Here is a 12772-nt window from a genome sequence, read left to right on the forward strand (position 1 = left end):
GCCTTATTCCACGCCGCCGGGCAGCAGCTCCACCTTCTTGTTATTCAGCACATTGTCCTCAAGCACGGCGAATTTATCGCCATACTCTTTAATAATATGCTGCTCTCCCCATGCGCACAGGGAGTCCAGAATGGAGCCGAGTGTCTGTCCGTATTCACTCAGCTCATATTCCACTTTGGGCGGAACCTGATTATAGCTGATCCGGTTGACAATGCCGTCCTGCTCCAGCTCGCGGAGCTGCTGGGTCAGCATTTTCTGCGTAATATTCGGCATATGGCGCTTCAGATCACTCGTCCGCAGCTTGCCATGCGTCAGATGGCAGAGAATAACGCATTTCCACTTCCCCCCGATGACCTCAAGCGTAGCCTCGACTGAAATATTATATTTTTTAGCCATTATAATGCCTCCTGTATGCTCACTTTACATCCCTGTATGTGTCTCCCAGCGGGTAGTTATGGGTACTTTTTGGTACCTATAGTACTTTAAAGTACGTACTATCCATTTGCGTATCTGTACTCCATAATAGCACTTACCGGCCGGTGATTACCATAGTAGGAGTGAAGAACATGTCTCTGGACACAAAAAGAAGTACCCTCGCGCTGCTGGCTCTGGCGATCAGCGCCTTTGCGATAGGAACAACCGAGTTTATCAGTGTCGGGCTGCTGCCGCTCATAGCTGATGACCTGAATATATCCGTGACCACCGCCGGATTAACCGTAACTCTGTATGCGCTCGGCGTAACCTTCGGTGCGCCTGTGCTAACCTCGCTGACCACAAGAGTCTCCCGCAAAACACTGCTGCTCCTGCTGATGCTCGTATTCATCGCCGGTAACAGTCTTGCAGCCGCTGCTGGCGGAATCGGCACCCTGCTGGCCGCCCGGGTAATATCTGCCCTCTCGCATGGCCTGTTCATGTCGATCGCCTCCACCATCGCCGCCGACCTGGTGCCTGAGAACCGCAGGGCCAGCGCCATCTCCATTATGTTCACCGGCCTTACCGTAGCCACGGTCACTGGCGTGCCGCTCGGCACCTTCCTCGGACAGCAGCTGGGCTGGCGGGCTGCCTTCACCGCCATTGTGGTGATCGGCATTCTAGCGCTGATCGCCAATCTGATTCTAGTGCCCGCCGGACTCCGCAAGGGGACCCGCACGCCGCTGCGCGAGCAGGTCAAGCTGGTGACGAACGGCCGGCTGCTGCTGGCTTTTGCCATTACAGCCCTGGGCTACGGCGGAACGTTCGTCGTCTTCACTTATCTCTCCCCGCTGCTGCATGAGATCAGCGGCTTCCAGGAGAAGACGGTCGCTGTGATCCTGCTCGTCTATGGTATCGCCATTGCCATCGGCAATGTGATCGGCGGCAGAGCAGCGAACCGCAAGCCGATGAACGCCTTATTCTATATGTTCGCCCTGCAGGCCGCCGTGCTGCTGATCCTCACCTTCACGGCTCCATTCAAAACCGCTGCCCTGATCACCATCTTCTTCATGGGGCTGCTCGCCTTCATGAACGTCCCCGGGCTGCAGGTCTATGTAGTAATGCTGGCTGACCGGTTCGCGCCCGGCGCCAGAGATGTCGCCTCTGCTGTCAACATTGCCGCGTTCAACGCAGGCATTGCCATCGGAGCCTACCTCGGCGGCCTGGTCACCGATCATATGGGACTGATCCACACCGCCTGGGTAGGCGCTGTCATGGTGTTCGGGGCCGTTCTGCTCACGGCTTGGAGCCGGGCGCTGGAGAACAGAGACGAACGTATGCAGCGGGCGGAAGCTGCTTAAGCTTAAGTGCTGTGTATGCCGCAAAAGGCAGTGTGCGCAGTCAAGCGGTATGCATGGTCTGATTATAGGCTATAGCTGCCGCAATCCCTTTCTCGTAATACCTCGCTGGCTGTGACGGGGAGAGCATCTTGCTTCTTAAATTCCTGCCCATAATACAACATTTCCCTCTTTATTCCGGGCAAATTTTAAGATTGTTGTATGAAATGCAGCATTTCTTGTCTTCTAAGCGGCTTATCGAAGAAATTATTGTATTTAATACAACAATCCTTTAGTAAATCCGGATATCAAGGAATCAAAGCTGCACTACGTACAACATTTTGCCCGTAACTACACTATTCCTTCAGGAGGTCATTCGATATGGCACAGCATTTACAAGATAGAACAATACTTCAGGGCGGCGTGAGTATGCCGTGGGTTGGACTCGGAGTTTTTCAGGTAGAGGACGGCGACGGGCTGGTGCAGGCGGTGAAGTCCGCAATTGCCCACGGCTACCGCAGTATTGATACAGCCGCAGTCTATGCCAACGAACACGGGGTCGGGCAAGCGGTCAAGGAAGCTATGGCCGGGAACAAGCTGACCCGCGAAGAGCTGTTCATAACCTCCAAGGTCTGGAATGCAGACCTTGGTTATGAAGAGACCCTTGCCGCTTACGAGGCCAGTCTTGAGAAGCTGGGTCTAGAATATTTGGATCTGTATCTCATTCACTGGCCGGTGAAGGGCAAATACAAGGAGTCCTGGAGAGCGCTCGAAGCCCTCTATACAGCAGGCCGCGTCAAAGCCATCGGCGTCAGCAATTTCCAGATTCATCATCTGGAGGATATCCTGCAGGATGCGGAGATCAAGCCGATGGTCAATCAGGTTGAGCTGCATCCTTATCTGTCCCAGCAGCCGCTGCGGAGCTTCGCTAAGACACATGGCATCCAGATCGAAGCATGGGCTCCGCTGATGCAGGGCCAGCTACTGGATCAGCCGGTGCTAACGGAAATCGCCGCCAGCCATGGCAAGTCCGTTGCCCAGATCATCCTGCGCTGGGATCTGCAGCATGGGATCGTCACCATTCCGAAATCAACCAGAGAGCAGCGGATCATCGAGAACGCCTCCCTGTTCGATTTTGAGCTAAGCAGCGCCGACATGGACCGCATTGACAGCCTCAATCGTGATCAGCGGACCGGTCCCGATCCGGACAATTTCGATTTCTAAGCGGTTGGCGTTCCGCCTGGTGTCCAGCCTGATGTGCAGCATGCTGTATATCTGCTAATAGAAGAAGCTCCCGCCTTCACAGTTTGAAGGCGGGAGCTTCTTTTGCTCTTTACTCCTACTCTTTACTCCCACTCCTTACTCTTACTCCTTACTCTCACTCTTTACTCTCAATCTTTACTCCTACTCTTCACTCTCACTCCTTACTCTTACTCCTTACTCTCACTCCTTGCCCCGTTTTCCCCTTCGTTGCCGTCTCTGCAACCCTAACCGCCCACCATAGCAATAAGCACAGGTAGAGCCAGGAAGGACGCCAGCGTAGTCCAGACAATACAGCGCGAGACCAGTGATGGCGAGCTGCCGAAGCGTTCGGCCAGCACCACGGAATTGACCGCTACCGGCATCGAGGCCAGAATCAGCAGCACCGAGAATAAGGGGCCCGTAATGTTCAGCGCGAGCAGCACCAGTGCGGCCAGCAGCGGAGCCAGCAGCAGCCGGACGGTCAGCCCCGTCCAGAATGCAAGCTGCACGTTGCGCTCCGTATGCGCAGCCCGGACCTTCACCATCTGCGCGCCGAGAATCGCCAGCACTACCGGCGAGTAGGCTCCTGCAGCCATCGATACGCCCGAAGCCAGTTCATGCGGCATATGCAGACCGAGCGCCCGCAGCAGCAGGGCCAGAATGGCCGCATAGATTGCCGGCAGCGAGAAGACTGACTTCACGGCGCTGCGCACCGAGAACTGTGATCTGGCGGCAAAATACACGCCGATCGTATTCACAATCACCATCTGGGCGATGACATAGACCGATGCCTTGTCCAGGCCCAGCTGGCCGAAGGCCAGCAGCACCAGCGGCAGACCGTAATTGACGCTGTTCGTGAAGGTGGAGATGAGCGTCAGGCCGGCGGCTTCCGGCGGAGCCAGCTTCAGGATTTTACCGATCAGGGTAGCCAGCCCCCATAAGAGAAACAGATTCAGCAGCGAGAATGCGAGCGTCTTATAGACATCATCGAAGGAGATTTCCGCCGTAGCAAGCGTATCCAGGATAATTGCCGGACTGAGAAAATACAGGTACAGCGTCAGCAGGGGCTTCGTGTCAAGATTCTTATAACGTCCGAGCAGCGCCCCGGCGGCCACCGGAATGGACAGCGGCACAATAACCTCTACAAGTGTCGATAGTACAGTCTGAATCACACGCCAGGACCCCTCTGTTCTTTAGTTACTCCCTACTATACCCTTTGGGGCAAGGAGCGTCTAAGACCCGGAATCAATATCCTTAATAGAAACTGCCTATGGCAGCCCGCCGCTTGCAGTCTTTGCAACAATTTCCGCCCGAAGGGCAGAATCGGCACCTTACCAAAGGATAGATTAGACCTCACTACCCTGCTCTGCCAAGGTGCATGACATTCACCTGGAATTGACGGCATAGGCATCCCACTCTGAGATAATAGTTGGAAAAACGTATCTTAATTCGGCTTTTTATGATCCTTTGCCGCAATTAAGTGGATTAACGTCATTTAATTTCCTGCCTTTTCTCTATTCTGAATTCCATCTATTTCGATCCACTGGCTCTACCTCCACCACCGGTTATCAGGCGCAGCATATAAATTCTTATCTTTAAACAAAAAATCCTGTACCCTTATTAAAGCAGGGTACAGGATTTAAGAATTACAGGATTTAAGATTTACAGCATTTTAATCTCAAGCAGCTCATATTTGATGACGCCCATCGGGGCATTGACGCTGATAATGTCGCCCACTTTTTTGCCGATCAGCTCTTTGCCGAGCGGACTTTCGTAAGAAATCTTGTTGTCCAGCACATCAGCCTCTGCGGGACCAACCACTCTATATTCAATCTTTTCGGAGTATTCCACATCATTCAGAATGACGATGCAGCCTACGCTGACTGTGCTCAGATCCATATTGCTTGAATCCACAATCTGCGCCTTGATCAGCATCTTCTCCAGAATCATGATCCGTGTCTCCATGAAGGATTGATCTTCCTTCGCAGAGTGGTATTCGCTGTTCTCCTTCAAATCGCCGTAGCTGATCGCCAGCTTAAGCCGGGCTGCAAGCTCCTTGCGCCCTGCTCCCTTAAGTTCTCTCAGCTCATCCTCGAGCTTGGCTAACCCTTCTTTCGTCAAAAACACTTCTTCATTGTTGGACATGTATACAACTCCTATTATTTGCTCGCTTTATTGTATTCTAACTCATATTCGCCCAACATGCGAAGAGAAAGCGCTACAGCGGCAAATCGCCACAATTCCAGCACAGCAAAAATAACCCATTATCATTTACAATAGGGACAGATTCCAAATCCAACCACAGTCAGGAGCACTTAGAATTGATGTTTATGCAATCCTCTAAAGTATACCGCTTTACAATCTGCTTGGCCGCCGCACTGATTCTGCTCTCGGGTTCGAGCCTGTCCATTGCAGCTGCAGCAAAGCCATCGTCATCTTCACCAGCGGTTTCAAGCTATGATGTCGTTGTTATCGGAAGTGAAATTCAAGGCGTACTGCTCGCCAAGGAAGCCGTTAAGGCGGGCCTTAAGGTGCTGATGCTTGATCCCCGCAGCAAACCGGGCGGTGAATTGATCCAAGGACAAATGTTCTTCCTCGATGACGTGAATGACAATAAGCAGCGAAGTCTCGTACAAGGCGAAATCAAGAACCTGTTCAACGGATACAAAGCCGGAACCATCCGCAAGGCTGCGGATTTCCAGACGTATTTTGACAAGGTCATTCAAGGAATTCCGCTGAAAAGCGGGGTCGTTCTGGATCATGTAGACACTAAGACAGCAGGCAGCGGCAAAACACTTAGCTCGCTTACATACCACGGCAAGGACGGCAACAAAGTTACAATTCAGTCCCGTTACTGGGTGGAGAATACGGATTACAACGCCCTAAGCAGTCAGCTGAAGGAAGCCCGGATTCCGGGAATGGAAACTATATATAACGGTAAGAAACCGGATTATATGGCCGCTACCTATATGCTCAATTTCAAAAATGTAGATTGGAATCTGCTGCACCAGCGTATTCTGGAGGATTATCCGCTTACGAATGTGCGCAAGAAATATGGCCCCAATACCTATGTGGACTGGCATTTCGCTACCGGGTTCAGCAATATTACCAATACCTACATCACTAAGGACAAGCAGCTGAGGCTACGAGGATTGAATGCCACCTACCAAAAAAACGGCCAGGTAATCATCAACGGGCTGCTCATTTACGATGTAAACCCCTCAGACCCCAAATCCGTAGCGTCCGCAGTTCAGAGGGGGCAAGCTGAAGCACCTTTCATTCTAAGCTTCTTGCGCAAGAATATTCCCGGCTTCGCCAAAGCAGAGCTGAATGGCTTTCCGGAGTACCTCTATATTCGTGACTATAACCGGTATGAGACTAAATATGTCCTGGATTACCCGGATCTGATGAATAGCCGGATGTTCTGGGATAATGTAAGTATCGGCGGCTACTCCATAGATTTGCAGGGGACCCGGGCGATTCCGACCGGTATTGGCTACGGCAAGCCGGACCGTTATGGACTGCCGCTGCGCTCCTTCGAGTTGAAGTCTTATGACAATGTGCTGGTGACCGGAAAAAATGTCGGTGCCAGCATCAAGGCCTACGGCAGTGCACGAATCATGCCGACCACCGCACTGGCAGCACAGACCATCGGCATCATTCTTGGGCGGGAACGCAACAAGCCGCTGGCTAACCTTACGGAAGCGGATTTCAAGCGGATTCGAGCCTATCTGAAACAAGATTATCAGATTGTCCTACAGTAGAAACTTTCTATCTATATTATGTATACACAGCAAACCGCCATTCTGATCCGCGAGAATCTGGAGTGACGGTTGTTTGTATATCCAGCGGCAGCCCTTTTACCTGTTCGCCCTCTGCTTCCCGGCCCCGGCCTGCAACACAGGAGCTGCCGCTGCCTTGCCGTTTCCGCTTCTCAGCAGAAAGGTCAGCGGAATCGCCAGCAGTCCAACCACCGTAGCGATCAGGAAAATATCCTGTACGCCCAGGGTCATTCCCTGCGCCTTGATCAGCGCACCTGCCGCAGAAGCTCCGCCGCTGAGTTCCTGCTGATGGGCGAGTGATCTGGAGGCGAGCAAAGAGCTGAACACGGCAATGGACAACGCGCCTGTAGCCTGGCGGACCCAGTTCGTCACAGAAGAAGCATGCCCTGTGATCTGCTTGGGTACGGCTGACATCCCGGCATTCGTCACCGGCATGAAGGCCAGGGCAATGCCAACATTGCGCAGGGCCATCAGCATCGCCACACGGGTATGTGTAACGGCCAGCGTAAGATGGCTAAGCTCCCAGGTTGAAGCGCTCAGCAGCAGAATACCGCTGAGAATGAGCCAGAACGGGCCGATCCGGGAATATAGCTTGCCGACGACCGGTGACATGACCGCCATTACGATCGAGCCGGGCAGCAGTACAAGTGCCGTCTTCAGCGGAGTGGACTGCTGGATGTCCTGCAGGAAGACCGGAATTAAGAAGGTCCCCGAGTATAACGCAACGGTAATAATACAGTTAATGATCAGACTGTAGGTGAACCGGTTCTGCTTGAACACCTTAAGGTTCAGCAGCGGCTCCTGCAGAGACAGCTCCCGGCGGATGAAGTAGGTTAAGGCTGCTGCACCAATCAGCAGCAGGGATAAGGTCTTCCATGAGGTCCAGCCCCAGGCATTCCCCTTATTGAAAGCGAGAATAATAAAGGCGCTGCTCAGAATCACGGTTACGAATCCCGGCAGATCGAAGCTTCTGCTGCTGGCGGTTTGACGCTGGAACGGCAGGCATTTCAGCGCTACCACAATCGCGATGATGCCGATCGGCAGATTGATCATGAACAGCGATTTCCAGCCGAAGTAGCCGGTAAGCCAGCCGCCGAGCGTTGGCCCGAAGGCAGGAGCCAGCATGGAGGACAGGCTCCAGAGGCTCATGGCGAAAGCCTGCTTCTCTTTCTCGATAAATTGATAAATCATCGTCATCGTCGTCGGGATAATCAGCCCGCCGAATATTCCCTGCAGGGTCCGGAAGATAATCAGGGAATGAATACTCCAGGCCACGGTACACAGCCCGGAGAACAAGGTGAAGCCCGACAGGGCAAACACATAGAGATATTTATAGCTCCACTTGTCGCCGAAATATCCTACGACCGGAGCAATTACGCCGGTAGCCAGCAGATAACCCGTAATCATCCATTGCACCGTGCTGATCTCTGCATGGAAGTCTTTCAGAAACACCGGGAACGCAACGTTAATCGTTGTTGTACTGAGAATGGCCATGAAATTACCGAAAAAGATGGCCAGAATAATAAGCCAGAATGATGAATTTTTTGCCGTCTGATTACCCAAGTATGCTCTCTCCTCTGTACTGCCACCACTATAAACATTAGCTTCACACTAATATAGGTGTATGATACAATCATTTCAACATATGTGTATTATACAACTATCTTCTTGAAAGTCAATATGACTTATTTCATTAGAGTTTCATTATGCTTTTATAAATAACCGCAGCTTTCGCTTAGGGCTGTATTATCACTTATAATATGGAGACATATAAGGCTGGACCTTAAGAATTACTCAATCATAAAGGACGGATACTAACTATGGCTGATGAACAGACTGATAAAAACCTCGAAACCCTGAACCATGAGCTGATTACGCTAATCCGCCTCGGCTCGCTGGATAAAAAACATGGCGGACTGGACCGCTCCTCCTACACCCTGCTCCACCATCTGTCGAACCACGATAAGGTAGGCGTTAAAGCGCTCGCCGAAGAATTCGGCCTCGATACCTCTACCATCAGCAGGCAGACGAGCGTCCTTGAGGCGAAGGATTATGTGGTAAAGGTGCCTGATCCGCAGGATGGAAGATCGAGCTATTTTCAGATTACCGCGCTGGGTGCGCAGACGTTTGCCGAGGCCCGGGACATCCGGCTGCAGCGCTATGAGCAGATTTTTGAAGACTGGTCTCCCGGGGACTGCCAGACCTTCAGCGGGCTGCTGGCCAGGCTCAACCGGAAACTGCAGCAAAAGCCAGACTAAGGATTGACGAATAATGACGAAACTGGTAGATTGAATTAATCATACAGTTTAACTCGGAATTATATTTTAGCCAAAGGGGCTGGTTCTGCATGAATTTTATCTTCTTTTCCCCGCATTTCCCCAAGAACAGCGCTGATTTCTGTACCCAGCTGCAGCAGCAGGGGGCGACGGTGCTCGGGATTGGCGATGCCGAATATGACCAGCTGGAGGACAAGCTGAAGTCGGCACTGACGGAGTATTATAAAGTAAGCAATCTGGAGAGCTACGAGGAGATCCTGCGGGCCGTTGCTTTTTTCACCTATAAATACGGTAAGATTGACCGCTTCGAGTCGCTGAACGAATACTGGCTGGAGCAGGATGCCGCTATCCGCACGGATTTCAACATTTACGGCACCAAGTCCGATTTCGTCTCCAACCTGAAGCAGAAATCCAAGATGAAAGAATTCTTCCATAAAAGCGGTGTAAGCACCGTTCAGTTCTCCACCGGGACTACGCGTGAAAGCGTGGAGAGCTTCATCCAAAGCGCCGGCTTCCCGCTGGTGGTTAAGCCCGATCTCGGCTCCGGTGCCAGCAATACGTACAAGATTAATAACGAAGAGGAGCTGCAGCACTTTTTTGACACCAAGCCGGGGGATGTAGCCTTTATTATTGAGGAATTCATCGATGGCGTTATCCTCACCTATGACGGGCTGGTGGATATTGACGGTAATGTGCGGTTCGCGGTCAGCCACCTGTTCGAGAATAGTGTCATGGAGGTCGTCAACACGGATAACCACCTCTACTATTTCTGTCTGAGAGATATCAGCCCCGAGGTAGAAGAGGCCGGGAAGAATATTCTGAAGGCTTTTGACATCCGGGAACGGTTCTTCCATATCGAGCTGTTCAAATCACACAAGGATGGCCGGATCATTGCCCTGGAAGTGAATATGCGTCCCCCGGGCGCCTGGATGACCGATGCCATTAACTTCGCATACGATGTGGATGTCTATAAAGAATGGGCCAGCATGATCGTACACAATGAGGTCGGCGGTCCTTACGAAGGCAAATATTACACCGGCTATGCCAGCCGCAAGAATCATAAGCATTACGCTCACAGCCACGAGGACATCTACCGCACATTCGGCGGGCAGATTGTGAATTATGCCGAGATCGAAGAGGTCTTCAGCAGAGCGATGGGTAACAGCGCTTATCAGTTCCGTTCTCCCGAGCTTTCGGAGGTCAGGGACATCAGAGGTTATATTCACCAAGAAGAGGGATAGGATGTGTTAACGGATGAGGATAAGCTACCATAAGGAGTACAGCCACAACCTGGGCAGAGACATGGAATATAAAATATACGGCCACGCCGGCAAACCGATGCTCGTCTTCCCCACGTCGCTTGGACGCTTTTATCAATATGAGGATTCGGGCATGATTGACACGCTCTCCTCCTTCATTGAAGCGGGCAAGCTGCAGATATGGGCCTGCGACAGTATTGATGAAGAGACCTTCTTCTCCACTCACTGGAATAACGAGGACCGGGTGCACCGCCATGAGCAGTATGATAAATATATCGCGCATGAGCTGATTCCCGGCATCCTCCACCAGAGCAAGCAGAACAACGGCGGGACCGATCAGCGCATTCTGATCTCAGGCTGCTCTATGGGCGCTTATTACAGTGCCAGCTTCTTTTTCCGTTATCCGCAATATTTCGATACCTTAATCGCCCTGAGCGGCGTCTATTCCACCTATTATTTCTTCGGCGACTATATGAGCGAGCAGATCTACCTGAATTCACCGCTGCATTATCTGCCGGGACTGACGGATGATTATTATCTGAACCAGTACCGCAGCAGCAACATCATCGTCTGCGTCGGACAAGGCGCGTATGAGGATGAAATGCTGCATGAGACCCGGCTGCTTCAGGATGTGCTCGGACGCAAAGGCATTCCCGCACGGATCGACTACTGGGGGCATGATGCCGGTCATGACTGGCCGTGGTGGAACAAGCAGATTCATTATTATGTGGAAGGCTGCTTATAGCACGTTTATAGATAAAAAGAACGGGACTATCCAGCCATCATTGCAGATGACTGCGGCAGCCCCGTTTTTGGCATGCGTTCACCCGGTTCACGGCATAAAAAAGGAAACCGCCAGGTTCAGCAGTTTCCTTCCAGCACTTACAGCCGAGTCTTATTCAGGCAAATGCTCTGAACAGAACAGAACCAGTGCTGCTTCCTCGTCTTCTTCCATATCGAAATCGAGCAGCTGGCCTGACGAGGTTTCCTGCAGATCGTAGCTGACAATGCTTGTCTGCTCTTCTTCCACTTTCACAATTACGCGGGCCGAAACACCGTTCTCTACGTATAGCTCATCATCTTCCGGCACATCCAGGTTAATGACGAACTCATATCGCTTGCCGCTTAGTATTCCAAAAGGATCTCTTACGTTCTCCACGGTGTAGCTTGTAAATGTCAACACGTCGCATTCCTCATTTCTAAAATCACTGCCAGATTATTGTAACACAAGTAGAAACGCCTTTGCTTCCTTTTACAAGACAGCATCGTACTTATGATGACAAACTGCTGCCTAATTTATCCGGGAAACTGCGCTGCCGGCACCTCTGCCTTGCCTTTGGTCTTCTTGATCTGCTTGCTGCGAAGCTGTCCGCAGGCCGCATCAATATCGACTCCGTGCTCCAGCCGGGTGCTGACGCTGACGCCCTGCTTCTTCAGCGTGTCGAAGAACGCACGTACGGATTCCCGCTCGCTCCGCTGATACTGGCTATGCTCATCTACCGGATTATAAGGGATCAGATTCACATTCGCCAGCTGACGCCGGTCTCCGATTAACTCGGCCAGCTCCAGGGCATGCTCCTCACGGTCATTGATATCCTTCAGCAGGATATACTCCAGGGTAATTCTCCGGTTGGTCTTCTCCAGGTAGTAATCAATCGCCGGCATTAGCTTCTCTATAGGAATGGCACGGTTGATCTTCATGATCTGTGTCCGCAGCTCATTATTCGGCGCATGCAGGGAGATCGCCAGATTGACCTGCATATTGGCGTCGGCGAATTCTCTGATTTTGTCAGCCAGACCGCTGGTGGATACGGTAATGCCTTTGCCGGCAATGGCCAGACCCTTGTGATCCTTGATCGTAATCAGGAAATTCAGCAGATGCCGGAAATTATCGAACGGCTCACCGATGCCCATTACGACTACATGGCTGACCTTTTGCCCAAGACCGGCCTGATCCAGATCAAGCTGAACCTTCATAATCTGCTCGACAATCTCGCCGCTGGTGAGATCGCGGCTCTTCGCCAGCAGCCCGCTTGCGCAGAAGCTGCAGCCGATATTGCAGCCGACCTGAGTGGTGACGCAGACGGACAGACCGTACTTTTGCCGCATAAGCACCGTTTCAATCAGGTTGCCGTCTTGTAAGCGGAACAGGAATTTGACAGTGCCGTCAGCCGATTCCTGCTTCACATGCTCTTCCATCGTCTGAAAGACATAATGCTCTTCCAGCAGCTGTACACAGTCCGGGTTCATCCCCGTCATTTCTGCAAAGCTGGTAACCCGCTTGCGGTATAGCCATTCCCAGACAGCGGATGCACGGGATTTCTTGTGCCCATGCTCCAGCAGCCAGGCGGTCAGTTGTTCCAAAGTCAATCCATAAATGGATTCTTTATTCATTTCATATCCTCTTTTCAAAACTTTAAAGTTCAATCAATCTATTCTACCTTGCGGGGGACATTAGCAACAAC

Annotated in this window: 12 protein-coding genes; 6 read left to right on the forward strand and 6 right to left on the reverse strand. The window is 51.8% G+C overall.

From position 1 onward, the window contains the following. Positions 1-3: 3 nt before the first annotated feature. Entirely contained in the window at positions 4-399 is a 396-nt protein-coding gene (locus NSU01_RS34290) for a helix-turn-helix domain-containing protein (protein ID WP_144026064.1), read from the reverse strand. 167 nt (positions 400-566) lie between these two features. Between NSU01_RS34290 and NSU01_RS34295 the strand changes: the two genes are divergently transcribed. Beyond that, a complete protein-coding gene (locus NSU01_RS34295; RefSeq protein ID WP_076243623.1) occupies positions 567-1772 on the forward strand; it encodes an MFS transporter in 1206 nt (401 codons plus the stop codon). 357 nt (positions 1773-2129) lie between these two features. After that, a complete protein-coding gene (locus NSU01_RS34300) occupies positions 2130-2972 on the forward strand; it encodes an aldo/keto reductase (protein WP_076243624.1) in 843 nt (280 codons plus the stop codon). Between the two features lie 263 nt (positions 2973-3235). Here the strand turns inward: NSU01_RS34300 and NSU01_RS34305 are convergent, their stop codons facing one another. Together NSU01_RS34305 and greA are read right to left on the reverse strand one after the other, a co-directional pair. After that, positions 3236-4162 carry an AEC family transporter gene (locus NSU01_RS34305; RefSeq protein ID WP_076243625.1) on the reverse strand — a complete coding sequence of 309 codons (927 nt, stop codon included), beginning with the start codon at positions 4160-4162 and terminating at the stop codon, positions 3236-3238. A gap of 490 nt (positions 4163-4652) precedes the next feature. Then, a complete protein-coding gene (gene greA, locus NSU01_RS34310) occupies positions 4653-5135 on the reverse strand; it encodes a transcription elongation factor GreA (RefSeq protein ID WP_039294914.1) in 483 nt (160 codons plus the stop codon). Between the two features lie 179 nt (positions 5136-5314). Here greA and NSU01_RS34315 point away from each other — a divergent pair, with 179 nt between their 5' ends. Then, complete coding sequence (locus NSU01_RS34315) at positions 5315-6754, forward strand: FAD-dependent oxidoreductase (RefSeq protein WP_076243626.1); 1440 nt, start codon at positions 5315-5317, stop codon at positions 6752-6754. Positions 6755-6850: 96 nt separating this feature from the next. Here the strand turns inward: NSU01_RS34315 and NSU01_RS34320 are convergent, their stop codons facing one another. Continuing rightward, positions 6851-8335 carry a DHA2 family efflux MFS transporter permease subunit gene (locus NSU01_RS34320; RefSeq protein ID WP_076243627.1) on the reverse strand — a complete coding sequence of 495 codons (1485 nt, stop codon included), beginning with the start codon at positions 8333-8335 and terminating at the stop codon, positions 6851-6853. 257 nt (positions 8336-8592) lie between these two features. Here NSU01_RS34320 and NSU01_RS34325 point away from each other — a divergent pair, with 257 nt between their 5' ends. The 3 genes from NSU01_RS34325 to NSU01_RS34335 all read left to right on the forward strand — a co-directional run bounded on the left by NSU01_RS34325 (position 8593) and on the right by NSU01_RS34335 (position 11052). Beyond that, a complete protein-coding gene (locus NSU01_RS34325; protein WP_039294917.1) occupies positions 8593-9030 on the forward strand; it encodes a MarR family transcriptional regulator in 438 nt (145 codons plus the stop codon). 89 nt (positions 9031-9119) lie between these two features. Continuing rightward, positions 9120-10289, forward strand: coding sequence for an ATP-grasp domain-containing protein (locus NSU01_RS34330; protein WP_076243628.1), 1170 nt, complete (start codon positions 9120-9122; stop codon positions 10287-10289). A gap of 13 nt (positions 10290-10302) precedes the next feature. After that, positions 10303-11052, forward strand: a complete 750-nt coding sequence (locus NSU01_RS34335; protein WP_042140421.1) for an alpha/beta hydrolase-fold protein — start codon at positions 10303-10305, stop codon at positions 11050-11052. A 150-nt stretch (positions 11053-11202) separates the two neighbouring features. Here the strand turns inward: NSU01_RS34335 and NSU01_RS34340 are convergent, their stop codons facing one another. Further along, positions 11203-11490 carry a DUF6509 family protein gene (locus NSU01_RS34340; RefSeq protein ID WP_042140422.1) on the reverse strand — a complete coding sequence of 96 codons (288 nt, stop codon included), beginning with the start codon at positions 11488-11490 and terminating at the stop codon, positions 11203-11205. A 113-nt stretch (positions 11491-11603) separates the two neighbouring features. After that, positions 11604-12701, reverse strand: coding sequence for a 23S rRNA (adenine(2503)-C(2))-methyltransferase RlmN (gene rlmN, locus NSU01_RS34345; protein WP_039294932.1), 1098 nt, complete (start codon positions 12699-12701; stop codon positions 11604-11606). Positions 12702-12772: the final 71 nt, after the last annotated feature.

The organism is Paenibacillus sp. FSL H8-0259, from assembly GCF_037963255.1.
GTDB classification, from domain to species: Bacteria; Bacillota; Bacilli; order Paenibacillales; family Paenibacillaceae; genus Paenibacillus_AQ; species Paenibacillus_AQ phytohabitans.